22 protein-coding genes are annotated in these 24979 nt (G+C 71.6%); 4 read left to right on the top strand and 18 right to left on the bottom strand.

Going from position 1 to position 24979, the window contains the following annotated elements; genetic code table 11:
• Positions 1–6: 6 nt before the first annotated feature.
• Together OG251_RS13515 and OG251_RS13510 are read right to left on the bottom strand one after the other, a co-directional pair.
• Positions 7–1212 carry a helix-turn-helix domain-containing protein gene (locus OG251_RS13515; RefSeq protein ID WP_326677407.1) on the bottom strand — a complete coding sequence of 402 codons (1206 nt, stop codon included), beginning with the start codon at positions 1210–1212 and terminating at the stop codon, positions 7–9.
• A 360-nt stretch (positions 1213–1572) separates the two neighbouring features.
• Entirely contained in the window at positions 1573–1881 is a 309-nt protein-coding gene (locus OG251_RS13510; RefSeq protein WP_326677406.1) for a hypothetical protein, read from the bottom strand.
• Between the two features lie 377 nt (positions 1882–2258).
• On the opposite strand from OG251_RS13510, the gene OG251_RS13505 reads away from it, so the two are divergent.
• Positions 2259–2780 (top strand): universal stress protein, encoded by a 522-nt coding sequence (locus tag OG251_RS13505; RefSeq protein WP_266806602.1) that lies wholly within the window; start codon positions 2259–2261, stop codon positions 2778–2780.
• Positions 2781–3005: 225 nt separating this feature from the next.
• Here the strand turns inward: OG251_RS13505 and glmS are convergent, their stop codons facing one another.
• The 3 genes from glmS to OG251_RS13490 form a co-directional block, all read right to left on the bottom strand.
• The gene (glmS, locus tag OG251_RS13500; RefSeq protein ID WP_326677405.1) at positions 3006–4835 is read right to left on the bottom strand and encodes a glutamine--fructose-6-phosphate transaminase (isomerizing); all 1830 of its coding nucleotides are present in this window, start codon (positions 4833–4835) and stop codon (positions 3006–3008) included.
• Between the two features lie 43 nt (positions 4836–4878).
• Positions 4879–5154, bottom strand: coding sequence for a hypothetical protein (locus tag OG251_RS13495; protein ID WP_326677404.1), 276 nt, complete (start codon positions 5152–5154; stop codon positions 4879–4881).
• A gap of 87 nt (positions 5155–5241) precedes the next feature.
• Positions 5242–6120, bottom strand: a complete 879-nt coding sequence (locus OG251_RS13490; RefSeq protein WP_326677403.1) for a DUF4429 domain-containing protein — start codon at positions 6118–6120, stop codon at positions 5242–5244.
• Positions 6121–6253: 133 nt separating this feature from the next.
• Between OG251_RS13490 and OG251_RS13485 the strand changes: the two genes are divergently transcribed.
• On the top strand, positions 6254–7873 hold the full coding sequence (locus OG251_RS13485; protein WP_442818328.1) for a beta-N-acetylhexosaminidase: 1620 nt from the start codon (positions 6254–6256) through the stop codon (positions 7871–7873).
• A gap of 452 nt (positions 7874–8325) precedes the next feature.
• On the opposite strand, the gene OG251_RS13480 is transcribed toward OG251_RS13485, so the two are convergent.
• The 13 genes from OG251_RS13480 to OG251_RS13420 form a co-directional block, all read right to left on the bottom strand.
• Positions 8326–8919: a GNAT family N-acetyltransferase gene (locus tag OG251_RS13480; protein WP_326681248.1), complete on the bottom strand. Its 594-nt coding sequence runs from the start codon at positions 8917–8919 to the stop codon at positions 8326–8328.
• A 43-nt stretch (positions 8920–8962) separates the two neighbouring features.
• The gene (locus tag OG251_RS13475; protein ID WP_326677401.1) at positions 8963–10411 is read right to left on the bottom strand and encodes a pyridoxal phosphate-dependent decarboxylase family protein; all 1449 of its coding nucleotides are present in this window, start codon (positions 10409–10411) and stop codon (positions 8963–8965) included.
• A gap of 152 nt (positions 10412–10563) precedes the next feature.
• A complete protein-coding gene (locus OG251_RS13470; protein WP_326677400.1) occupies positions 10564–11409 on the bottom strand; it encodes a siderophore-interacting protein in 846 nt (281 codons plus the stop codon).
• A gap of 182 nt (positions 11410–11591) precedes the next feature.
• On the bottom strand, positions 11592–12995 hold the full coding sequence (locus OG251_RS13465) for a VCBS repeat-containing protein (protein WP_326677399.1): 1404 nt from the start codon (positions 12993–12995) through the stop codon (positions 11592–11594).
• A 130-nt stretch (positions 12996–13125) separates the two neighbouring features.
• Complete coding sequence (locus OG251_RS13460; protein ID WP_326677398.1) at positions 13126–13767, bottom strand: GNAT family N-acetyltransferase; 642 nt, start codon at positions 13765–13767, stop codon at positions 13126–13128.
• A gap of 173 nt (positions 13768–13940) precedes the next feature.
• A complete protein-coding gene (locus tag OG251_RS13455; protein WP_326677397.1) occupies positions 13941–14732 on the bottom strand; it encodes an ABC transporter permease in 792 nt (263 codons plus the stop codon).
• On the bottom strand, positions 14729–15730 hold the full coding sequence (locus tag OG251_RS13450; protein ID WP_326677396.1) for an ATP-binding cassette domain-containing protein: 1002 nt from the start codon (positions 15728–15730) through the stop codon (positions 14729–14731). Before OG251_RS13450 ends, OG251_RS13455 begins: the two co-directional genes overlap by 4 nt.
• Positions 15731–15838: 108 nt before the next feature.
• Positions 15839–16684 (bottom strand): DUF4097 family beta strand repeat-containing protein, encoded by an 846-nt coding sequence (locus OG251_RS13445; protein ID WP_326677395.1) that lies wholly within the window; start codon positions 16682–16684, stop codon positions 15839–15841.
• Between the two features lie 82 nt (positions 16685–16766).
• Positions 16767–17285, bottom strand: a complete 519-nt coding sequence (locus OG251_RS13440; RefSeq protein ID WP_326677394.1) for a hypothetical protein — start codon at positions 17283–17285, stop codon at positions 16767–16769.
• A gap of 371 nt (positions 17286–17656) precedes the next feature.
• On the bottom strand, positions 17657–18823 hold the full coding sequence (locus OG251_RS13435) for an acyl-CoA dehydrogenase family protein (protein ID WP_073723484.1): 1167 nt from the start codon (positions 18821–18823) through the stop codon (positions 17657–17659).
• Positions 18824–18832: 9 nt separating this feature from the next.
• The gene (locus tag OG251_RS13430) at positions 18833–19789 is read right to left on the bottom strand and encodes a hydroxymethylglutaryl-CoA lyase (RefSeq protein WP_385890128.1); all 957 of its coding nucleotides are present in this window, start codon (positions 19787–19789) and stop codon (positions 18833–18835) included.
• Positions 19786–21741 (bottom strand): ATP-binding protein, encoded by a 1956-nt coding sequence (locus OG251_RS13425; RefSeq protein WP_326677393.1) that lies wholly within the window; start codon positions 21739–21741, stop codon positions 19786–19788. The genes OG251_RS13430 and OG251_RS13425 overlap by 4 nt, the downstream gene beginning before the upstream one ends.
• A 7-nt stretch (positions 21742–21748) precedes the next feature.
• Positions 21749–23371, bottom strand: a complete 1623-nt coding sequence (locus tag OG251_RS13420) for a carboxyl transferase domain-containing protein (RefSeq protein ID WP_326677392.1) — start codon at positions 23369–23371, stop codon at positions 21749–21751.
• A 99-nt stretch (positions 23372–23470) separates the two neighbouring features.
• On the opposite strand from OG251_RS13420, the gene OG251_RS13415 reads away from it, so the two are divergent.
• A complete protein-coding gene (locus tag OG251_RS13415; RefSeq protein WP_326677391.1) occupies positions 23471–24088 on the top strand; it encodes an SACE_7040 family transcriptional regulator in 618 nt (205 codons plus the stop codon).
• Between the two features lie 197 nt (positions 24089–24285).
• A complete protein-coding gene (locus OG251_RS13410; RefSeq protein ID WP_326677390.1) occupies positions 24286–24948 on the top strand; it encodes a GOLPH3/VPS74 family protein in 663 nt (220 codons plus the stop codon).
• The last annotated feature ends 31 nt before the right edge of the window (positions 24949–24979 follow it).

The following is a 24979-nucleotide window of genomic DNA, read 5'->3' as shown; positions in this document are numbered from 1 at the left end:
CCCACCCTACGGGGCGCTCCGCTGTCCCGGCAGGGCCGGGCGACCGGGGGCGTACGCGTCCGGACCCGGTACGGAGTGCTCCGAGGAGCCCCCCGAGGCCCCGACCGGTACCGCCGGGCTCCGGCGGCCGGACGGCGAACCCTGGGTGGGTACGACCGTGTCGATCACCGTGGCGGTGCTCTCCACCATCCCTCCCTGCGGACGGCGGGCCCGATAGGCGGCCCGGTACGCGGCGGGGGAGGAGCCGAGCTGGCGGCGGAAATGCCCGCGCAGCGCGACCGGGGAGCGGAAGCCGCAGCGGCCCGCGACCTCGTCGACCGAGTAGTCGGAGGTCTCCAGCAGCCGCTGCGCCTGCAGCACCCGCTGGGTGATCAGCCACTGGAGCGGTGCGCTGCCGGTGAGCGAGCGGAACCTCCGGTCAAAGGTCCGCCTGCTCATATAGGCGCGCGCGGCCAGCGTCTCCACGTCGAACTGTTCATGGAGATGCTCCAGGGCCCAGGCCACGACCTCGGCGAGCGGGTCGGAGCCGATCTCTTCAGGCAGAGACCTGTCGAGGTAGCGCTCCTGGCCGCCACTGCGCCGCGGCGGCACGACGAGCCGGCGGGCCAGTGCCCCGGCGGCCTCCGTGCCGTGGTCCGTGCGCACTATGTGCAGACAGAGATCGATCCCGGCAGCCGTCCCGGCCGAGGTGAGCACATCGCCGTCGTCGACGAACAGCTCACGCGGATCGACATGCACCGACGGATAGCGCTTGGCCAGCGTCGGTGCGTACATCCAGTGGGTGGTCGCCGGGCGGCCGTCCAGCAGACCGGCCGCCGCGAGCACGAAGGCCCCGGTGCACAGTCCGACGATGCGGGCGCCCTCCTCATGGGCGCGGCGCAGCGCGTCCAGTGCCTCGGCGGGCGGCGGCGAGGTGATCGAGCGCCAGGCGGGCACCACGACGGTGCCTGCCCTGCTGATCGCCTCCAGGCCGTACGGCGCGGTGAGTTCGAGTCCACCCGTGGTACGCAGCGGCCCTTCCTCGCCGCCGCAGACCAGCAGGCGATAGCGGGGAACTCCCGCGTCCTGCCGGTCGATTCCGAAAACGGAGAGCGGGATGGAGCTCTCGAAGATAGGGCCACCACTGAACAGCAGCACGGCTACGACTTCACGGCGTCGCCGCCCGGTCAGCTTTCGTGCGGCCTCCGTTGCGGTGGCGGAGTCCTGGCTCATGACGCTAAGCCCCCCTCGGTGTTCGCGTCTCCCTGGTCCTTACGGGCCTGTCGCTCCTGCACGTTTCCCCTCGGTATTGCACGGGTCCCCAGCCTTCGATACCCATGATCGAATCTACTGTGTCCCGCAGTCCCGACGTGACACGTTCCCCCGTCGGCACTATGTCGACAAGGCAACTTGGCGCGAAGCATTCGATCACGAAGCGTTCCACTCGCGGGCCGCGCAGGGAAGTGCGCCTCGCGATCATGGCCCGTCCGCGTTGGGTGAAAGCGTACCGCGCGGTCTCTTCCTGCCTGGTGGCAAGTGGGTTGCTCGGCCATATCGCCAAGGATTCGGCGCAGATGTGAAGTTGGCTGAAAACTAATGGTTGCGCGTGCTGGATCCGGTCACGCCCGGCGCACAACTGCCCGCCTGGCGACCGCTCCGGTGCGCTCCGTCGGCCCCTCGCGCGGTGGCGCGTTCGGACCGGCACAGCAGCAGCCGGCAGACTGCCGTGACGGAGGCGAGCCCGAGGGCGGAGACGGTGGCATTACCGACCGATGAGCCGTACACCACCAGAACCGCCGGTACGAGCAGGCCACCGAAGACCACCCAGCGGGCCGCGATACCCGCCGGGTCCGGCGCGGTTTCGGGGCTCGGCTCGGACGAGGGTCCCGGCGGGGTGGGCACGGCTCTGCTCCTTGAGGTGGTGGCGCGGTGGCACGGTGTGACGATGTGGCTAACGGAGACCGTTCGAAGGGGTCACTCCCCGGTACCCCGAATCCCTTCCGTCCGCTGTGCCGCGGTACGGAAAACAGGACGATCGGACTCCTCCGGCGGCGTGGCGCTCGGTGTAGTGCACAACCGGCATTGCCATACGGGGCCGCCTCGGGCATGCTCCCTGCAACGCCGTGCGCGCTTTTGCGGGGGTCTGGGCAGTGGAGGAGTGGCGCCGTACCCTTGGGGGTAGGGGGTTGGGAAGATGATTCCCGGACAGCCGCACCACCCGCTGAAGCACCTTCTCAAGCCGCTCCCTCCTCACGAGGACTCTCTTCGCCGAGACACCGATGGCCGGTCACGAAATCCCTGAACCCGCAGACCGCAAGCAGGTAGCCGACCCCCGGTCGGAACCGCAGACGGTCGAAGAAACACGTCATTCCTGCGATCCCGCGTTCCGGCACGGTGTGGTGGTCGGTTTCGACGGCTCCACATCCAGTGAACGCGCCCTCGCGTATGCCGTCGGCATGGCCTGTAGATCCGGCTCCGGTCTGATCATCGTCCATGTCGCCAACCGGCTGCCGACCACCGTCTGGGCGGGCTGCGAACCCCCCGTCTTCGTCGATGTCCCCGATCACCGGACCGAGGTCCTCGGACTCGAACTGGCCTGCGCGGACTATCTCTCCGAGGTGCCCTGGGTACTGGTCGAGCGCGGCGGCGACATCTGCCATGAGCTGGAGGAGGTCGGCCGTGAGTATTCGGCGGACGCCATCGTCGTCGGCTCCACGCACGGCATCGTCGGCCGGATCTTCGGCTCGGTGGCGGGGCGGCTGGCCCGTCGCGCACAGCGCCCGGTGATCGTCATCCCCTGACCCCCGAACTCTCCGGTGGCGGGTTCGGGCACCGGACTGGGCGGGCGGGGCCGGGATGGTGCGGAGGCCGGACGGGGCGTCAGGGGGCGGGGCGGGCAACCGAGTTCACCGCCGCGTGTGACGCGTCGCGCCCGAAGCGTGCGCCCGGAGCGTGAATGCCGGGAGCCGCCCCGCACCCCGTGGCAGGGGGCGGGACGGCTCCGGGGGCCATGCCTGCGGAATTGCCTACTCGACCGTGACCGACTTCGCCAGGTTGCGCGGCTTGTCGATGTCGCGGCCCATGGCCAGCGCCGTGTGGTACGCGAAGAGCTGGAGCGGGATGCCCATCAGGATCGGGTCCAGCTCGTTCTCGTTCTTCGGTACGACGATGGTGTGGTCGGCCTTCTCCTGCTCGCGGTGGGCGACGGCGAGGATGCGTCCGCTGCGGGCCTTGATCTCCTCCAGCGCCGCGCGGTTCTTCTCCAGCAGGTCGTCGTCCGGGACGATCGCGACGGTGGGGAGCTCCGGCTCGATGAGCGCCAGGGGGCCGTGCTTGAGCTCCGAGGCGGGGTACGCCTCGGCGTGGATGTACGAGATCTCCTTGAGCTTCAGGGAGGCCTCCAGCGCGACGGGGTATCCCCGTACCCGGCCGATGAACATCATCGACCGCGCACCGGCGTACTCCTCGGCGAGCTTCTTGATGTCGTCCTCCGCTTCGAGGATCTCGCCGATCTGCTCGGGCAGCTTGCGCAGGCCCTCGATGATCCGCCTGCCGTCGGAGACCGACAGGTCGCGGATGCGGCCCAGGTGCAGGGCGAGCAGCGCGAACGCGACGACGGTGTTGGTGAAGCACTTGGTGGAGACGACACAGACCTCGGGGCCCGCGTGGACGTACATGCCGCCGTCGGCCTCGCGGGCGATCGCGGAGCCCACGACGTTCACCACGCCCAGGACGCGTGCGCCCTTGCGCTTGAGCTCCTGGACGGCGGCCAGCACGTCGTACGTCTCGCCGGACTGGGAGACCGCGACGTACAGGGTGTCGGGGTCCACGACCGGGTTGCGGTAGCGGAACTCGGAGGCGGGCTCGGCGTCCGCGGGGATGCGGGCCAGCTCCTCGATGAGGCCGGCGCCGATCAGGCCCGCGTGGTACGAGGTGCCGCAGCCGAGGATCTTGATCCGGCGCACGCCCCGCGCCTCGCGGGCGTCCAGGTTGAGACCGCCCAGGTGCACGGTGGAGAACCGGTCGTCGATCCGGCCGCGCAGCACCCGGTCGACGGCGTCGGCCTGCTCGGAGATCTCCTTGTGCATGTACGTGTCGTGGCCGCCCATGTCGTACGACTCGGCCTCCCACTCCACCGTGGTGGGCGTGGCCGTCGTGGTCGAGCCCTCGGTGGTGTACGTACGGAAGTCGTCGGCCTTGAGGGTGGCCATCTCGCCGTCGTCCAGGGTGACGATCTGGCGGGTGTGGGCGACCAGCGCGGCGACGTCGGAGGCGACGAACATCTCCTTCTCGCCGATGCCGAGGACGACCGGGGAGCCGTTGCGGGCGACGACGATGCGGTCGTTGAAGTCGGCGTGCAGCACGGCGATGCCGTACGTGCCCTCGACGGACTTCAGCGCCTCGCGGACCTTCTCCTCCAGGGTGCTGGCCTGCGACCGGGCGATCAGGTGGACCAGCACCTCGGTGTCGGTCTCCGAGAGGAAGGCGACACCGTCGGCGACGAGCTTCGCACGGAGCTCGGAGGCGTTGTCGATGATGCCGTTGTGGACGAGGGCGACCTTGCTGTCGGCGTCCAGGTGGGGGTGGGCGTTCTCGTCGCTCGGGGCGCCGTGGGTGGCCCAGCGGGTGTGGGCGATCCCGGTGGTCCCGGTGAACCGCTTGGGAACGCGGGCCTCCAGCTCGCGGACCCGGCCCTTGGCCTTGACCGTCTTCAGGGTGCCCGGCCGGCCGGCCGCCGCCTTGCCCGTGATGACGATGCCCGCGGAGTCGTAGCCCCGGTACTCCAGCCGCTGCAGGCCCTCCAGCAGCAGCGGGGCGACATCACGCTTTCCGATATAACCGACGATTCCGCACATAGAGTCTCTGCCCCTCCAACGACGTACAAAGATCGGACCGTGCTCAGCCGTAGACGATGCGGCGCAGCTGGCGGAGCGAGAGCTCCGGCGGCGCCACCGCGCGGTGCGGCAGCTCGGCCGCGATGCGTTCGAAGATCTCCGTGTTGACCAGGCCGCCGGACTGCAGTTCCCGGTGGCGGCGCCGGACGAAGTCGTCCGTCGTCTCGTCGAAGTACGCGAGCACGTCGAGGATCACCCGGGCCGCTTCGCCGCGCTGGAGCGCGCTGGAGCGTACGAGGTGGTCGATGAGGTCGTCGTGCGACGAGCGGCGTTCAAGCACTCGTCGATATTGCGCGGCGTCGAGGTGTTATGCAAGAAATCTGCCCGATATCGGGCAGGGGGTCATCGGTGGAGGCCGCCGATCGGGTCAGAGGCGCTTCAGGACGGCCTGTTTTGCCGTGCTGAACTCCTCGTCGGTGAGCACTCCGGCCTGATGCAGCTCGCCGAGCTCCCGCAGCCTGCGCAGGAGTGCGTCGTGATCGTCGGCCGCGGCGGCGGGGGCGACGGCCCGCGGTGCCGCGTCGGCCGCCCCGGTCTTCTCCAGGGCCTTCCGCGCTCCGGGCAGCCGCATCAGCACCGCCGCCGCGACCAGGACGGCCGTGTACTCCTTCTTCGACAGGCCCCACAGATCCAGCGAGTGCGGGTCGAACTTCGGCGGCGCCGCGACCGCGCCGCGCCCCAGCTCGAAGCGCAGATGCCCGTTCTCCAGACCCATGGCGGGCAGCCAGCGCACCCCCGTGACGGACGACACCGGGAAGGAGACCGTGCCGCCGGCGGTCTTCGACTCCTCGGCCTTCCAGTTCCAGGTGAGCCGGACGGTCTCGCCGTCGAACGAGGCCGTGCCGTCCCCGCCGCCGCCGGAGACCGGGAGGGCCGGTCCCGGCAGCAGGAAGCGGTCCACCGGGCCGTCGGGCACCTGCTCGATCAGCAGGGTGTTGCGCACCTCGTCGACGAAGTACTCGGCGACGCCCGTGCGGTCCTTCTCCACCGTGAGGACATAGGGGTCCGCGCCGTCCTTGAGCCGGCCGTCGGCGGCGAGCAGCACCGGGCACGCCCCGCCGCGCAGCCGCAGCCGGAGCCGGCCGCCCTTGCGGTCCGGTTCGAACGAGATGCCCGCCAGCGCCTGTACGGGGACCGCGAGTTCGCCCAGGTCCTGCCGTACCGGATGCGCCTTGCCGCCCGGCACGATCCGTACCGTTTCGCCGTCGAAGGTCCACGTTCCGTCGCGCTGGATGATTTCCGCCATGCCGGTGATTCTGCCAGCCGACCGTGCCGGAAGTGGTCCAGTCATTGACGGGTGCATGACTTGCGCGATACGGATGGTAACCGTTCGGTCGCACAGGAGAACCGCAGGTGACCCCATCGAAAGGGACCGGCTTGTGACACAGCACAGAACGCTTCCCCGTCTGTTCGGCTCGCTGCTGCTCGTCGTGGCGGCCGGCTTCGCGGGCATCGGAGCCGCCTCCGCCCCCGGCGGCGGCGCCCCGGCGCGGGCGGAGACGCCCCGGCCGCTCGGGCAGCTCGTGCCCGTCCCCGCCGAGGTGGCACCGGGCGGGTCCCCGTACGCCATCACCCCGTCGACCAGGATCCGGGTCGCCGACGGCACCCGCGAGGTCCGGGAGATCGGCGCGTATCTGGCGGGCCTCCTGCGCCCCTCCACCGGCTATGCGCTGCCGGTCACCGACCGCGACGGCCGCGACGGCATCCGCCTGGAGCTCGGCGACGACGACCCCGGTCTCGGCGCGGAGGGCTACCGGCTGCGGTCCGCCAAGGGCGCCGTCACCATCACCGCCCGCGAGCCCGCCGGGCTCTTCCACGGCGTCCAGACGCTGCGTCAGCTGCTCCCCGACCGGGTGGAGCGGAACAGCCCGCAGGAAGGGCCCTGGCAGATCGCGGGCGGCACCGTCACCGACTCACCGCGCTACGCCTACCGGAGCGCGATGCTCGATGTCTCGCGGCACTTCTTCTCGGTCGCCGAGGTGAAGCGGTACATCGACCAACTCGCCCTCTACAAGCTGAACAAGCTGCATCTGCACCTCTCCGACGACCAGGGCTGGCGCATCGCCATCGACTCCTGGCCCCGGCTGGCCACGTACGGGGGCTCCACCGAGGTCGGCGGCGGGCCCGGCGGGTACTACACCAAGAGCGACTACCAGGAGATCGTCCGGTACGCAGCCTCCCGCTATCTGGAGGTCGTCCCGGAGATCGACCTGCCCGGCCACACCAACGCGGCACTCGCCTCCTACGCCGAGCTGAACTGCGACGGCATCGCGCCGCCCCTCTACACCGGCACCACCGTCGGCTTCAGCTCGCTGTGCGTCCCGAAGGACGTGACGTACGACTTCGTGGACGACGTCGTCCGCGAACTGGCCGCGCTCACCCCCGGGAAGTACCTCCACATCGGGGGCGACGAGGCGCACTCCACCAGCCACGAGGACTTCGTGGCGTTCATGGAGAAGGCGCAGGCGGTCGTCGGGAAGTACGGCAAGACCGTGATGGGCTGGCACCAGCTGACCGGGGCGAAGCCGGTCGAAGGGGCCGTGGCGCAGTACTGGGGCTACGACCGGACGGGCGCCGCCGAGCGGCAGCAGGTGGTGGACGCCGCGAAGAACGGCACGAAGCTGATCCTGTCCCCGGCCGACCGGTCCTACCTCGACATGAAGTACACCAAGGACACGAAGCTGGGGCTGTCCTGGGCCGGGCTCGTCGAGGTCCAGCGGTCCTACGACTGGAACCCGGCGACCTACCTGGAAGGTGCGCCGGAGGGCTCCGTCCTCGGCGTCGAGGCACCGCTCTGGACGGAGACGCTGACCGACAGCGCGGAGATCGAGCAGATGGCCTTCCCCCGGCTGCCGGGGGTGGCGGAGCTCGGCTGGTCTCCGGCGGCGACGCACGACTGGGAGACGTACAAGGTGCGGCTGGCCGCCCAGGGACCGCGGCTGACCGCGCTCGGCATCGACTTCTACCGGTCGCCGCAGGTGCCGTGGGCCGGACAGTGACGGGCTGACACCCGTACGTACGAGAAGGTGAGCGCCCGGAGGACCGTCTCCGGGCGCTCACCCGTTCATGGGCCCGTCGCCACGCGGCGATCGGGTTCTTCGGTGTGCCGGTCGGCCGGAGCACCGCCACCGCGGACCCGCCGCGGGGTCCGCCGGACCGGCACGGAATCCGGCGGTGAGGGGTCCGTCGGGAGGTGGCCGGTTCCTCGGCCGGACGGTACGGGGTTCTGGCCAGGGCGGAGGAGACCGCCTCCCGGTGCACCGGGAGGGCGTTCGCCGTACGGCCGGGCGTCGAACACGGATCCGTGAAGAAGTCCTGTGCCTTCAGCGGGGGAAGCCGGTCGTGGCCGAATTCCGCGAGGGCTTTGCGGACGAGCAGTCTGTTTGCGGCGGTCCGGTGATCCGGCGCTCCGGGCGGAGGAGGGCGACGCCGTCGGTGCGGAGGGTGATCATCACCGGGGCCCTCCGGCGGTGATGGCCTGGAACCGCTCCCGCGTGCAGGCGCCGAGCAGGGCGCCCTTCTCCGGCCCGGCGCTCTCCCGGATCACCTCGAAACCCACCGCCCTGTGCAGCGCGTGCACGGCGTCCGCACGACCGTCGGGTCCGACGAGCACCCGGCGTACCGACGGGTCGGCGAACAGCGCCTCCATCACGGTGGTGATCGCGGCGGAGCCGAAGCCCTGCGGCGGGGCGACGGCGGGCGCGAGGAGGAGACGCATCCCGACGTCACCGGGCTCCGCCTCGTACAGCCCCTTCAGTTCGGTCTCGGCGGGGTCGTAGCGCTCCATCAGGAAGGCGGGCTCACCGTCGTACAGCCCGATGAAGGCGTCGTGGTTCCGGTGGGCGGCGATCGCCATGCACTTCCGTTCGACGTCCTGGAGCCGGGCGCCGCTCACCGGCCCGAGGTCCGTCCCGGGGCGGGCGGCCCAGCCGTGCACCAGCTCGGCGTCGTCGAAGGGGTCCAGGGGCCGGAGGGTGAACGTGCCGAGGGCCCGGCTCGTGCGGCGGACTCCCGGAAGGCGCGGGACCGCCCGGCCGGGGCGCACGCGCGGCCGGGGCGGACCGTCGGCCCCGAGGAGGCCATGGGGCTCAGGAAGCGCGGACAAGGGACTCTCCCAGGTACTTCTCCGCGTGGCCGGAGATCAGATCGAGCACCGCGGCGATGTCCCGTACGGTCGTCTCCGGGTTGAGCAGGGTGAACTTCAGGTACTGGCGCGCGCCGACCTTCGTACCGGCGACGACCGCCTCGCCGGAGGCGAAGAGCGCCTTGCGGGCGTAGAGGTTGGCGCGGTCGATCTCGGCGGGCGAGGTGACGCCGGACGGGATGAAGCGGAACACCAGGGTGGAGAGCCGCGGCCGGACGACCACCTCGAAGCGCGGGTCGGCGGCCAGCAGCCGCCAGCCCTCGGCGGCGCGGTCGCAGACCTCGTCGAACAGTTCGCCGATGCCGTCCGCGCCCATGACGCGCAGGGTCATCCACAGCTTCAGCGCATCGAATCTGCGGGTCGTCTGGAGGGACTTGTCCGCCTGGTCGGGGCTGCGCTCCCCGGTCATCCGCCGTGGGTCCGGATACTCCGCGTGGTACGTGACATGGCGCAGCGCCGCCCGGTCGCGGACCAGTACGGCGGAGGAACTCACCGGCTGGAAGAAGGACTTGTGGTAGTCCACGGTGACCGAGTCGGCGCGCTCGATGCCTTCGAGCAGCCCGCGGCGCTCGCGGGAGGCCAGCAGCCCGCAGCCGTAGGCGGCATCGACGTGCATCCGGACGGAGAACTGTTCGCAGAGCGCGGCGATCTCCGGCAGCGGGTCGATGGAGCCGAAGTCCGCGGTGCCCGCGGTGGCGACGACGGCCATCGGGACGGTGCCCTCGGCGGCGCACCGCTCCAGCGCGCGGGCCAGGGCCACGGTCTGCATGCGCCTGTCGCGGTCGACGGGCAGGGAGATGACCGAGTCGGGTCCCAGGCCCAGGATCCTGGCGGCCTTGCGCACCCCGATGTGGCCGCACTCGGAGGTGAGGATGCGCAGCCGGGCGAAGTGCTCGGGCCGGGACGCCACTTCTTCGCGGGCGAGCAGCAGCGCCTGGAGGGTGGACTGCGTACCGCCGCTGGTGAAGATGCCGTCGGCGGCCGGGCCCAGTCCGATGCGTTCGGCGGTCCAGTCGATCAGCCGGCGCTCGATGAGCGTGCCGCCGGCGCTCCGGTCCCAGCTGTCCAGCGAGGAGTTGACGGCCGAGAGCACGGCTTCGCCCAGCACGGCGGGGATCACCACGGGGCAGTGGAGATGGCCCAGATAGCGCGGGTGGTGGAAGTGGACGGAGTCACGGAGGTAGACCTCGCTCAGCTCGTCCAGGGCGGCCGAGACATCGCCCAGCGGCCGGTCCAGGTCGATCGCGCCGACGACGGGGGAGAGTTCATCGACGCCGACCCCGCTGAAGGGGCGTTCGGCGGCGGTGAGTCCGGCCGCGACCTGTTCCACTCCTGCGGTGACGGTGCGCCGGTAGTGCTCCGCAGTCATGTGGTTGAGCAGGTGCGAACGCATGAGGGGTCCTCCCGGGTGAGGGGAACGTCATCGCCGCCCTCCGGGCAGGGAAGGCGGGGACGAGGGCGCGATGCCTAGCTTAGGTTAGCCTAACCTAACCTTCGATGGGGCGGCTCCTCGCCCCCGAGGGGTGCGCGCGGAGGCCGTCCGGCTCAGGCGTCTTCGGCGGCCGCTTCCGCCCGCAGCTGCTCCTCGCTGAGCCCGCGCCGCCAGTAACCGACGAAGGTCACCCGCCGGCGGTCGAACCGCCGCTCCTGGACGAGATGGCGGCGCAGCGCCCGTACGCCGGACGACTCGCCCGCGATCCAGACGTACGGGGTGCCCCCGGGCAGTTCGGCGGCCCGGACGGCGTCCACGGCCGAGGGGGCGCCCTCGCTCCGTACGAGCCAGCTGATCCTGGCCCTGGCCGCCGTGTTGAGGGCCTGCCGGTCCTTGGTGTGCGGCACCTCCAGCCACACCCGGGCGGTCAGCCCGGCGGGCAGCCACTCCAGGGCGGCGGACGCGGCGGGCAGTGCCGTCTCGTCGGCCCAGATCAGCACCCAGTCGGTGTCCTGGGGCGGCCGGAAGCGGACGGCCGTGTTGTCCTCGACGGCCGGGCCGAGCGCCTTGAGCGACTGCCCCGGAGCGGAGGCCATGGCCCAGCGGCAGGCGGGTCCGCCCTCCTCGTGCAGCGCGAAGTCGATGTCGACCTCGGTGGACCCGTCGGCCGCACGGCGCTGCGCGCGCACCGTGTACGAGCGCATCACCGCCCGCACGTCCTCCGGCAGCGCCCGCCACTCGGCGAACCAGTCCTCGCCGGTGGGCACTACCGGCTCGGGCTGCCCCGGGTGCGGCAGGAACAGCGACAGGCTCTGGTCGCGGCCCCCGGCGGCGAATCCGTCGAGCCCCGCGCCGCCGAAGGTGATCCGGTGCATCGTGGGGCTGAGCCGTCTGGTCCGGAGCACGGTCAGGCCGAAGAACCGGAAGGGGGTGATGGCGGGTGCGGGGGCAGTCGTCATACGGGAGTTCCTCCGGTACGGGCGGGGCCCGCGGGCGGACGGCCCGGCCCCGGCAGCGGCAATCCGAAGGAAGGTTAGCCTAACCTTTGTGTCTGCGGAATGAGCCGGCGGAACGGGCGGTCCGACGGAAGCGGGGCGCGGCCACCGGCCCCGCCCCGCCTCTCCCGCCGTTCCGTGCCCCGCTAGTCGGGCAGCGCCGTGCCGGTCTCCTTGACGACGTACGAACCGGCCCCGGTCACCCCGCCCTTGGCTCCCGGCAGCACGCGCACCGTGTTCTCGCCCGGCACCGCCACGGCCAGCTCGGCCCTGCCGTCCCGGTTCAGGTCCCGCAGGCGCAGGTCGTAGCCGAAGCCGTCACCCGCCACCGTTCCTCCGGCAACTCCGGGCAACGTCTTGCCGATCACCTGGGAACGCGATCCCTTGAGCCCGCCGGAGCCACCGCGGAACAGGTACGCCCCGCCGACGGAGGTCTTCTTCCCGGCCGCTTCCCACGGAACGCCAACGGCCAGATCGGCGTACCCGTCGCCGTCGGCGTCACCGGCCGAGAGGGCCTGGCCGAAGGAGTCGTCCGGCTCCGAGGCGCCCGCGACACCGGCGGTCGACTGGCTGAGCTTCCCGCTTCTGGAACCGGGGCCGCTCGCCGTGCCGTACCAGAGGGTCACCGAACCGCGCCCGCCACTCTCGTAGGGGTTGCCGATGGCGATGTCCCCGTAGCCGTTCCGGTCGAAGTCGCCGATCGCGGCGTCCAGGCCCGAGTGCGGCTTCCTGCTGTCGATGACCTTGGTCGGGCCCGATGTCAGCCCGCCGGACGCGCCCTTCAGGAACCAGGCTTCGGTGCGGAAGACCTTGTCGGTCCCGTGCACGCCGATGATGACCAGATCGGTCTTCCCGTCCCCGTTGACCTTGCCGGCGGCCAGGCTCTCGCTGTACCAGCCTCCGTCGGCCTTGTCGTACTTGGTGACCTTGCCGAGGCCGCCGGACTTGGTGAAGCCGCCTCGGTAGAGGTAGGTGTCACTGGCGTTGAGCGTGGCTATGTCGGGCTTGCCGTCCCCGTTGAAGTCGCCCGTGGCCAGGTCGCTGCCGAAGGCCCCGTACGCTCCGCCGCCCTTCCGGGGCAGCGCGGTGCCGCCCTTCAGCCCCTTGGACGAGCCCCACAGGATGGTGACCGAGCCGACGGGGGTCTTGCCGGACTCCTCCGTGGGGTTGCCCACGACGAGGTCCGCGTATCCGTCCCGGTTCAGATCGGCGTGGGCCAGGGCGGCACCGAACTGGTCGTTCGGCTCCCCGCCGCCGGGGACACCGGCGGAGTCCTGGTGGATGAGCTGCGTGCGGGCGGTCAGCCCCTTGGGCCCGCCGAACGTGACCTGGACCGCGCCGCCGGTGAAGTAGAGCGAGCCGTCGTGAATACCGGTGTACGCGTAGGAGGTGGCCAGGTCGCGGTAGCCGTCCCCGTTGAAGTCGTCGTAGTTCTTCGCGGCGGCGGCCGACGCGGGCGCGGCGACGGTGAGCGGAGTCAGCCCGGCGGCGAGCACGACGGCGACGGCGGCGGCTGTGCGGGCACGGGGGGAGCGAGGGGACTGCTGCATGAAGAGCTGCTTCTCCTGCGGATGAGGACCGGGCGGACCGGTGGAACAGGGCCGTGCGCGTCAGCGGATCACGGCCGTGTGGCACAGCGAAGACCGCTGTCGGTGGCCAAGGGTTGTACGTGGGTACGGGTCATCCGCCGAAGTCCGCCCGGCAGGCGTCGAGTCCCTCGACGGTGACCTCGACGCTCCGGTGCTGCTCCCAGCGCTCCCGGTCCAGCCGCAGCCGTCGCACGGTGAGGCTCTCGCCGCGTACGGCTTCGACGTCCAGCCCGTCCGGTACGTAGCCGAGGCGGCGCGAGACGCCGAGCGAACGGGCGTTGTCGCTCACCGCACCCGACGTGGCGTACCGGGCGCCGAGTCCGGCGAAGGCCAGATGCAGCACGGCGGCCCGCATCTCGGTGCCGATGCCCCTGCCCTGGTGCGCGAGCCCCAGCCACGACCCGGTCGCGACCTCCCGGGTCACACCGAACTCCCGGCCCGAGACGTCCTGCCGCCCGACGACCTCGCCCTCGTGGAGCACGGCCAGGCTGAGCGTCCAGTCCCGCACCGACCAGTTCGCCACCGTGGCCAGCACATGCTGGTACACGGTCCGTCCGATCTCGTCGGGCTCCCCCTCGGTCCACGGCACGGTGAACGGCATGCTGTCCGGCGCGTGCACCCCTTCGGCGGCGACCGACGCGAGCGCGTCGAGCAGATCGGGCCCGGGAAGGCGCAGTTCGAGACGGGGGGTGCGGACGCGGAGCCCGTACAGGGGCCAGTGCCTGGGTGTCATGACGGGACTCTGCCGGGGCGGGGCGAGTGGTGTCGAGCGGGTTTCGCCGGTGCCCGCGGCGGGAGGACCGGCCGGGGGCCGGCGGGGAACGCCGACGGGGCGGCGCACTCCGACGTGGTGTCGGGGTGCGCCGCCCTGGGGTCGGACGTGGGCCGGGTGGTGGGTGGTGGCCGTTACCTCGGGTCGCGGTTGAACTTGGCGGTCGACCAGAAGTAGCCGAGCACGGTGAGACCGACGCACCAGGCGACGGCGAGCCATCCGCTGTTGCCGATCTCGGTGCCGAGGAGCAGGCCGCGGAGGGTTTCGATGGCGGGGGTGAAGGGCTGGTACTCGGCGATCGGCTGGAACCAGCCCGGCATCGTGTCGACGGGGATGAAGGCGCTGGAGAGGAGGGGGAGCAGGATCATGGGCATGGCGTTGTTGCTGGCGGCTTCGGCGTTCGGGCTGATCAGGCCCATGCCGACGGCGATCCAGGTGAGTGCCGTGGAGAACAGGACGAGCAGTCCGAACGCCGCCAGCCACTCCAGGACGGTGGCGTCGGTGGAACGGAAGCCGATGGCCACGCCGACGGCTCCGACGAGGATCACGCTGATCACGCATTGCAGGACGCTGCCGACGACATGTCCGACGAGCACGGAGCCGCGGTGGATGGCCATGGTGCGGAAGCGGGCGATGATGCCTTCGGTCATGTCGTTGGAGACGGAGACCGCGGTGCCGATGGTGGTGCTGCCGATGGTCATCAGCACGAGCCCGGGAACGATGTAGGCGATGTAGTCGGAGCGGTCGGCGCCGCCGCCGCCGATGCCCGCGCTCATCACGTCTCCGAAGATGTAGACGAAGAGCAGCAGCATCATGATCGGTGTGAGCAGCAGGTTCAGCGTCATGGACGGGTAGCGGCGCGCGTGCAGGAGGTTGCGGCGCAGCATGGTGCCGGAGTCGCGGACGGCGAGGGTGAGGGCGCTCATCGGACGTTCTCCTTGGGCTGGTGGGGGACGTCGGCCTTGGCGGTGAGGGCGAAGAAGACGTCGTCGAGGTCGGGGGTGTGGACGGTCAGCTCGTCGGCTTCGATGCCCGCGGTGTCGAGCCAGTCCAGGAGGGAGCGGAGTTCGCGCTGGCTGCCGTCGCTGGGGATCTGCAAGGACAGCGCCTCGTCGTCGCGGGCGGCCTCGTTCAGGGTGGTGGCGGCGGCCTGGTACGCGGCCGGGTCGGTGAAGCGGAGCCGTACGTGTCCGCCGGGGATGAGGCGTTTCAGTTCGTCGGCGCTTCCCTCGGCGGCGATCCTGCCGTCGTTGAGGACGGCGATGCGGTCGGCGAGTTCATCGGCCTCGTCGAGGTACTGGGTGGTGAGGAAGACGGTGACGCCGCCCGTGACGAGCTCGCGGATGATGCCCCACATGTTGTGGCGGGAGCGGGGGTCGAGGCCGGTGGTGGGCTCGTCGAGGAAGATGATCCGCGGGTTGCCGACCAGGGTCATGGCGATGTCGAGTCGGCGCTTCATGCCGCCGGAGTAGGTGGAGGCGGGCTTCTTCGCGGCCTCGGTCAGGTCGAAGCGCTCAAGCAGCTCGGCGGTGACCCGACGCCCTTCGGTCCTGGACAGGTGATGCAGGTCCGCCATGAGGAACATGTTCTCCTCGCCGGTGATCAGCCCGTCGACGGCGGAGAACTGCCCGGTGACGCCGATCGCGGCCCGTACCCCGTCCGGTGATGTGCTGACGTCGTGGCCCGCGACCCGGGCCTGTCCGCCGTCGGCGGTGATGAGCGTGGAGAGGATCTTCACGGCGGTGGTCTTGCCGGCGCCGTTCGGGCCGAGCAGCGCGAAGACGGAACCGGCCGGGATGGACAGATCGATGCCGTCGAGGACGGTCTTGTCGCCGTACGACTTGCGCAGACCGACGGCGGAGACGGCGGCCGGTGACGGGTGACTGTCACCCTGCCTGGACGTGGACATGACAGAAGAAGGCATGGAGCCCTCCCAATCGGAGGCTGAAGTGGCGGGGGAAGTGACTGAGGCGAGGTGAGGCCGGCGAGGCCAGGGGTGCTGGTGGTGCCAGTGGTGCCGGTGGTGCCGGGGTCAGGGCTTGGCGCGGCGGATGTCGATGTTGCCCCAGCGGGTCCGGGCGCGGACCTCGACGGTGTCCTCGGTCTTCTCCGGGGTCTCGGAGGCGGTGAGCGTGTTGCGTACCTGTCCGCGGCCGGAGCTGACGTCGAGCCAGGCGGCGGTGCCTTCGCGGATGCCGATGTCGATGGCGCCGTAGGAGGTCTCCAGCTGGACGGTGCCGCGGGCGACCTCGGCGACGCGCAGGGTGCCGTGGGCGGTGGTGGCGGTGACGGAGCCCTCGGCGCGTTCGATGTCGATGTCGCCGTTGGCGCCGCTGACCCGCAGGTCGCCGGTGGTGGCGCCGACGGTCGTGGTGCCGTGCGAGTTCTTCAGGACGGCGGTGCCGTCGACCAGGCCGACGCGCAGACTGCCGGAGCTGGTGGTGATCTCGGCGGGACCCTCCACCCGGTCGACGGTGATCGAGCCGTGGGACGCGGTCAGGTGGAGCGGGCCGGTCGTGTCGAGGCGGACGTCACCGGACGAGGTCTTCACACGGACGTCGCCGAGCCGGCCCGCCCCGAGCACCTGGGTCCAGGAGCCGGTCGCGTCGACGCGTGAGCCCGTGGGCAGGTCGACCGTCACGTCGACGGTGCCGGTGGGCCCGACGAGGTAGCGCTGCTTGGGCGTCCTGACGGTCAGGACGCCACTCGCGAAGGTGACCTCGGTCTGCTCGGCGGCCCGCACGTCCTTGTCCTTCTTCGGGTCGCGGGGCCGCACCTCGACGACCGTGTCGAGGCGGTCGCCCGCGGCGAACTGGAGGGAACCCGCGTCCACACGGGCGTTGACCGAGATCGGCTGGGGAGTGTCGAAAGAAGGCATGGCTGTCCCGTCCTCTTGGGTCCTCGTGGCGTCCCCGCTGGTGGGACGTGGTGTGGGTGAAGCGGTGCGGGCGGGGGTGCGGCTAACGCACCCAGCCCGTGAAGTTCTGTCCGACGTTCTGGGCCTTCTCCGTCGTACGCGGCCGGGTGCCGCCGTCGACCGCGGCCGACACCGCCCGCACCAGCCACGCGTTGACCGACAGGCCCTCGCGGTTCGCGGCGTCCTCGGCGCGTGCCTTGAGGTGGGCCGGCAGCCGCAGATTGACGCGGGCGGGGCCGCCCTCATCGCCGTCGGACGGGGCCGGGGCCCGGAGCGGTTCGAGGGGTGCTGCGGCCTCCACGGGGGCGTCGCCCTCGGTGGGCGGCAGCACCACCACGAAGTCGGGGTCGAGGCCACGGAGCCGTACGTCGACCGAGCCCGGTGCGAGTTCGCGGGTGATCTCGTCCGTCGCGGCGGAGAGCACATTCAGCATGGCCAGCCGGGTCGCCGACTCCAGGGGAGCGGTGAGCCTTTCTGCCAGCTCGCGAGCTTCGTCGCCGCCGGCTGCGGCGGCCACCGCGAGTTCGCGGCGGAGGGTGTCGACGTACGGGGTGAGGTCCATGACGCAATAGTGGCACCACTATGGCTCCATGCGCAAGCCGTGAAGTGACATTCCTGCTCCGGTCGCGGCCGCAACCGCTCTGACCTGCGGAAATGTTGTGGCACCTCTCTCGGGAAGTGTGGCGCCATGTGTGTTCATCTGCTTCAAGGGGCGCGGAATGGCGCCGGATGGCACTGCGTGGCACCGCGTGGCGCCGAGTGATGCCGGATGGCGCCAGGTCGTGCCGCCATAGGCCGCCGCAAGCTGCCAGGTCGCCAGGTCGCCAGGCCGGCTGGCCACCAGGCCACCAGACCGGCGGACCGCTCAAACAGAAAGCCGCTGTGCGCCCCACAACCGGACGCACAGCGGCTTCACCGAGCCGGGGTCACCGCTCAGGCGGGCAGCCCCAGTTCCCGGGCGATCAGCATCCGCTGGACCTCGCTCGTGCCCTCGCCGATCTCCAGGATCTTCGAGTCGCGCCACATCCGGGCCACCGGGTACTCGTTCATGAAGCCGTAGCCGCCGTGGATCTGGGTCGCCTCGCGCGCGTTGTCCACCGCGACCGTCGAGGAGTACAGCTTGGCGATCGCCGCCTCCTTCTTGAACGGCTCGCCCGCCAGCAGCCGGGACGCCGCGTCGCGCCAGCCGATGCGGGCCATGTGCGCGCGCATCTCCATGTCGGCGATCTTGAACTGGATGGCCTGGTTCGCACCGATCGGCCTGCCGAACGCGTGCCGCTCGGCGGCGTACTTCACCGACTCGTCCACACAGCCCTGCGCCAGGCCCGTCGACAGGGCGGAGATCGCGATCCGGCCCTCGTCCAGGATCCGCAGGAACTGCGCGTATCCGCGGCCCTCCTCGCCCAGCAGGTTCGCCGCCGGGACCCGGACGTCGGTGAAGGACAGCTCGCGGGTGTCCGAGGAGTTCCAGCCCACCTTGGAGTACGGGGCGGCGACCGTGAAGCCGGGGGTGCCGGAGGGCACGATGATCGAGGAGATGCGCGGGGCGCCGTTCTCCTTGCGACCGGTCACCGCGGTCACCGTCACCAGCTCCGTGATGTCCGTGCCGGAGTTGGTGATGAAGCACTTGGAGCCGTTGATCACCCACTCGCCGCTCGCCTCGTCGAGCACCGCCGTCGTGCGCGTACCGCCCGCGTCCGAACCGCCGTCCGGCTCGGTCAGGCCGAACGCGCCCAGTGCCTCTCCCGAGCAGAGCCTCGGCAGCCACTGCCGCTTCTGCTCCTCGGTGCCGAAGCGGTAGACGGGCATCGCGCCCAGCGAGACCCCGGCCTCCAGGGTGATCGCCACCGACGAGTCGACCCGGGCCAGCTCTTCGAGGGCGATCCCGAGGGCGAGGTAGTCGCCGCCCATGCCGCCGTACTCCTCCGGGAACGGCAGCCCGAACAGACCCATCCGCCCCATCTCGCGCACGATCTCGTACGGGAACTCATGGCGCTCGTACAGGTCGCCGATCTTCGGGGCGATCACGTCGTGCGCGAACTGCTCCACGGTGCGGCGCAGTTCCTCGTGCTCGGCGGTCAGCCGGTGATCCAGGGACATGGTGGTGTTTCACTCCTTGTGGGAGAGCGCGCGGACGGTACGGGAGGGGCTGGGGCGGCCCAGCTGTTCGGCGAGCCACACGCTGGTGGCGGTGAGCACGTCGAGGTCGACCCCGGTGTCGATGCCGAGGCCGTCGAGCATCCACACGAGGTCCTCGGTGGCGAGATTGCCCGTCGCGCTCTTCGCGTAAGGGCAGCCGCCGAGGCCGCCCGCGGAGGAGTCCACGGTGCTCACCCCGTGCTGGAGCGCGGCGAGGGTGTTGGACAGAGCCTGGCCGTACGTGTCGTGGAAGTGCACCCCGATGGTGTCGGTGCGCACGCCCCCCTCGTTCAGCTCGGAGAGCAGCGCCTGTACGTGGCCGGGGGTGGCGACGCCGATCGTGTCGCCGAGGGACAGCTCGTCGCAGCCCAGGTCCATCAGCGCCCTGGCGACCCGGACGACCTGGTGGACGGGGACGGGGCCCTCCCACGGGTCGCCGAAGCACATCGAGAGATAGCCGCGCACATGCACCTTGTCCGCCTTGGCGCGGGCCACGACCGGCTCGAACATGGCGAGCGACTCGTCGACGGTCCGGTTCAGATTGCGGGCGGCGAACGTCTCGGTCGCCGAGCCGAACACGGCGATCCGGCGGGCCCCGAGCGCCAGCGCCCGGTCCAGACCGCGCTCGTTCGGCACGAGGACCGGCAGCGCCACGTCCCCGACGTCCGCGATGTCGCCGAGCAGGGGGAACAGCTTCTCCGCGTCGGCCAGTTGGGGCACCCACTCGGGGTGGACGAAGCTCGTCGCCTCGATCGTCGTGAGCCCGGCGACGGCGAGCCGGCGGATGAACTCCGCCTTCACCTCGGTCGGGACGACGGCCTTCTCGTTCTGGAGGCCGTCGCGGGCCCCGACCTCGTGGATGCGGACCCGGGCCGGCAGGCCCTGGGCGGGCACCTCCATGGGCAGCCCGTGCGGTCGTGCGGTCATGATTCCTCCCCGGCTGCGGCTGCGGGCGCCACCACGGCCAGGACCTGGTCCATGGCGACCGTGGCTCCTGCGGTGACGTCCAGTTCGGTGACGGTGCCGGCGTGCGGGGCGGAGATGACGTGCTCCATCTTCATCGCCTCGACCACCAGCAGGCTCTGCCCGGCTACGACCTCGTCCCCGACGGCCACCTTCACCACCGTGACGGTCCCGGGCATCGGGGCGGCCAGCGTGTCGGCCCCGGCGCGGGCGGCGCCGCTCAGAGACGCCTCGACCGGGTCGTGGTCCTGGACGTGCCAGGTGTCGCCGTCGCGCCCCAGCCAGTGGCCGCTGCGGTGGAAGTGGTGCGTGACGCCGTCGAGTTCGACGCTCACACCGTCCGGGGTGAGCGTCGAACCGCCGGGCGCCGAGTGGGCCGAGGGCTCACTGCCCGGCACCCGCAGCGGGAAGACGAGCGGGGCAGGCGCGCCGCCCGTGCGCCAGCCGTTCGGTACGGAGAAGGGGTCCGTCCAGCCACCCGCGTCCGGCCGGGGAGCCAGCGCGTCGCGCCGCAGCGCGGCCGCCGCCGCGTACACCTCGTCCGGCACCCCGTCCGGGACCAGCCCGTCCGCCTCGCGCTCCACCAGGCCCGTGTCCAGCTCGCCCGCCACCACCGCCGGGTGGGCCAGCAGGCGGCGCAGGAAGCCCGCGTTGGTCGGGACGCCCAGGATCACGGTGTCCGCGAGGGCCGCGCGCAGCTTGCGTACGGCGGTGGCGCGGTCGGGGCCGTACGCGATGACCTTCGAGAGCATCGGGTCGTACAGGCTGCCGACCGGCACGCCCTCGCTGAGCCCGGAGTCCGTCCGCACCCCGTGGCCCCGCGGCTCGCGCAGGGCCAGCACCGTGCCGCCGGAGGGGAGGAAGCCGCGCGCCGGGTCCTCGGCGCAGATCCGGGCCTCGATCGCGTGCCCGGTCAGGGTGATGTCGCTCTGGGCGTACGGGAGGTGTTCGCCCGCCGCGACCCTCAGCTGCCACTCCACCAGGTCGAGGCCGGTGATCAGCTCGGTGACCGGGTGCTCGACCTGGAGACGGGTGTTCATCTCCATGAAGCAGTACGCGGCGGGGTCGTCGCCCGGGACGATGAACTCCACCGTGCCCGCGCCGACATATCCGCAGGAGCGGGCCGCCTGGACGGCCGCCTCGCCCATCGCCGCCCGGGTCTCCTCGTCCAGCAGGACCGACGGCGCCTCCTCGATGATCTTCTGGTGGCGGCGCTGGAGCGAGCACTCGCGCTCGCCGAGGTGCACCACATGGCCGTGCGTGTCGGCCAGCACCTGGATCTCGATGTGGCGCGGCCGGTCGATCCACCGCTCCACCAGCAGCGTGTCGTCGCCGAACGAGGCGCGGGCCTCGCGCCGGGCCGCCGCGATCTCGTCCGCCAGCAGCGCCTCGTCGCGGACCAGCCGCATGCCCTTGCCGCCGCCGCCCGCCGAGGGCTTCAGCAGCACGGGCATGGCGATCTCACGTGCGGCGGCGGCCAGTTGGGCGTCGGTGAGCCCGCTGCCCGAGGAGCCGGGTACCACCGGCACCCCGGCCGCCGCGACGGTCTCCTTGGCCCGGATCTTGTCGCCCATCAGGGAGATCGCCGGGGCGGGCGGCCCGATGAAGACCAGCCCCGCGTCCGCGCACGCCTGCGCGAAGCCCGCGTTCTCGGCGAGGAACCCGTACCCCGGGTGCACGGCCTGCGCGCCGGTGCGGCGGGCCGCGTCCAGCAGGGCGTCCACGCTGAGGTAGCTCATCGCGGCGGGCGCCGGGCCGATCCGGACCGCCGTGTCCGCCTCGCGTACGTGCCGGGCGTCCGCGTCCGCGTCGCTGAAGACGGCGACGGAGCGCACCCCCATCTCCCGAAGGGTCCGGATCACCCGGACGGCGATCTCGCCGCGGTTGGCGACCAGAACGGTGTCGAACATCGTCATCTGTTCCTCACATCCTGAAGACGCCGAAGCCGGGCCCGGCCGGGTCCTTCTGGGGCAGCGGGGCGTTGGCGCAGGCGGTCAGGGCGAGACCCAGCACCTGCCGGGTGTCCAGCGGGTCGATCACCCCGTCGTCCCAGAGCCGGGCGGTGGCGTAGTACGCGTTGCCCTGGGTCTCGTACTGGGCGCGGATCGGGGCCTTGAAGGCGTCCTCGTCCTCGGCGCTCCAGTCGTCGCCGAGCTGGTCGCGCTTGACGGTGGCCAGCACGGAGGCGGCCTGCTCGCCGCCCATCACGGAGATCTTGGCGTTGGGCCACATCCACAGGAAGCGGGGGCTGTAGGCCCGGCCGCACATCGAGTAGTTGCCCGCACCGTACGAACCGCCGACGACCACGGTCAGCTTCGGCACCCGGGTGCAGGCGACCGCCGTGACCATCTTCGCGCCGTGCTTGGCGATGCCACCGGCCTCGTAGTCCCGGCCGACCATGAAGCCGGAGATGTTCTGCAGGAAGACGAGCGGGATGCCGCGCTGGTCGCACAGCTCGATGAAATGCGCGCCCTTCTGGGCGGACTCGGAGAACAGGATGCCGTTGTTGGCGACGATGCCGACCGGGTGCCCGTGGATACGGGCGAAGCCGGTGATCAGCGTCGTCCCGTACTCCGCCTTGAACTCCTGGAACCGCGAGCCGTCCACCACCCGCGCGATCACCTCGCGTACGTCGTACGGAGTGCGGGAATCGACCGGCACCGCCCCGTACAGACCGGCGGGGTCGACCTTCGGCTCCTCGGCGGGCCGGACCGGCCAGGGGAGCGCGCCGCGCTCCGGCAGGGTGGCCACGATGTTGCGGACGATCCGCAGCGCGTGCGCGTCGTCCTCCGCGAGATGGTCGGTGACCCCCGACGTACGGGAGTGGACCTCGCCGCCGCCCAGCTCCTCCGCCGTGACGACCTCGCCGGTCGCGGCCTTCACCAGCGGCGGACCGCCGAGGAAGATCGTCCCCTGGTTGCGGACGATGACGGCCTCGTCGCTCATCGCGGGGACGTACGCCCCGCCGGCCGTGCAGGACCCCAGCACCGCCGCGATCTGCGGGATACCGGCCCCCGACATCCGGGCCTGGTTGTAGAAGATCCGCCCGAAGTGGTCCCGGTCGGGGAACACCTCGTCCTGCATGGGCAGGAAGGCCCCGCCCGAGTCGACCAGATACAGGCACGGCAGCCGGTTCTCCAGCGCCACCTCCTGGGCGCGCAGATGCTTCTTCACGGTCATCGGGTAGTACGTGCCGCCCTTGACCGTGGCGTCATTGGCGACGATCACGCACTCCCGGCCGCTGACCCGCCCGATTCCGGCGATCACCCCGGCCGCCGGGGCGGCGCCCCCGTACAGCCCATCGGCCGCCAGCGGGGCCAGCTCCAGGAAGGGCGAACCCGGATCGAGCAGGGTGTCCACCCGCTCCCGGGGCAGCAGCTTGCCGCGTGCCACATGCCGGGCGCGGGCCTTCTCACCCCCGCCGAGCCGTGCCGTGGTGAGCCGCGTGCGCAGCTCCTCGGCGAGCGCGTGATGCGCCGCCTCGTTGGCCTGCCAGGCCTCCGAGGCGGGATCGGCCGCGCTCGCCAGGACCGGTGCCTGCTGCATCGTGTCGAGCCCCCTTGCCCGTACCGCGATTGTTAATGAGCGTTAACGCATTGCGTTCAGGTTAACGAGCGCTAACGGCCCTGTCTAGAATGAATCCCCATGAGCACCCATGCCGCCGCCCGCGTCGCGGCTCCCACCCGCCGCGAGCAGATCCTCCGGGAGGCCGCCCGCCTCTTCGCCGAGCGCGGCTTCCACGGCGTCGGCGTCGATGAGATAGGGGCCGCCGTCGGTATCAGCGGCCCCGGCCTCTACCGCCACTTCCCCGGCAAGGACGCGATGCTCGCCGAACTGCTGGTGGGCATCAGCGAGCGCCTGCTGGCGGGCGGCCGGCTCCGCGTGTCGCAGGACGCGGCCGACGGGGACGGCTCCCCGCGCGCCCTGCTCGACGCGCTCATCGAGGGCCACATCGACTTCGCCCTGGACGACCGCCCCCTGATCACCCTCCACGACCGCGAGCTGGACCGCCTGCGCGACACGGACCGCAAGCGGGTGCGCCAGCTCCAGCGCCAGTACGTCGAGGTCTGGGTCGGCGTCGTCCGCGAGCTCTACCCGGACCTGGCCGAGGACGAGGCCCGCGTCACCGTCCACGCCGTCTTCGGCCTGCTGAACTCCACCCCGCACCTGGCCCGCCCCGAGGCGCTCCCCGGCCGTACGGCGACGGCGGAGCTGCTGCACCGGCTGGCGCGGGGGGCGTTCGACGCGGCGGCCGGTTCATAGGGCCCGGCAACCTCAGGGGCGGGTGAGCGCGTCTCTCCTCCCGGGACGGGCAGGAGACGCGGGACGCGACAGGGCGCCCAGGGCAAGCGGGGTGTCCAGGGCATACAGGCGCCCAGGACACGCAGGGCGTCCAGGGCATACAGGGCGCTCAGAACACGCAGGGCGTCCAGGGCGAACGAACGAGGGGGACACGACGGATGACCGTCACGCTGGCCGAAGAGATCATGCTGCTGTCGCTGGACGACGAAAGCGGCGCGGCGAAGGGGCGCACGGCCGCGGGCTGGGGCGTGGCGGGCGGCATTCTCCTGGAGCTCGCCATGGCGGGCCGGGTCGCCGTGACCGGCGGCCGGATCGAGGTGACCGACGCGTCGCCGACCGGTGACGCGCTGCTCGACGGACGGCTGGAACGGATCGCCGCCTGGACGAAGGGCTCCGGCAGGCGCAAGGCGGCCGACTGGCTGACGAAGGACCAGAGCAAGGGCGTGCGCGCGGCGGTGGACCGTCTGTGCGAGCGCGGTCTGGTGACCGAGGAGCGGCACCGGGCGCTGGGCCTGTTCCCGACACGGCGCTATCCCGAAGCGGACGGCTCCGTGGAGCGGGAGCTGCGCGACCGGCTGAGCGCCGTCGTCCTGGACGGCGCTCAGCCGGACAGCCGTACCAGCGGACTGGTCGCGCTCCTGCACGCCGCGAACATGCACCGCCAGGCGTTCCCCGACGTACCGCGCAAGCAGATCGCCCCACGCATGGCGGAGATCGCCGACGGGCAGTGGGCGGGCGACAGCGTCCGCGAAGCGATCCGCAACGTCCAGGCGGTGGTCACCGCCGTCACCGCGGTCACCGTGATCATCGCGGCGGGCTGACCGCGCGCCGACCCGGAAACGGGGCACGGCC

It is taken from the genome of Streptomyces sp. NBC_01237 (genome assembly GCF_035917275.1).
Lineage (GTDB): Bacteria > Actinomycetota > Actinomycetes > Streptomycetales > Streptomycetaceae > Streptomyces.
Note: the sequence above shows the minus strand (reverse complement) of the source record. Positions and strands in the feature narration are given on the sequence as shown.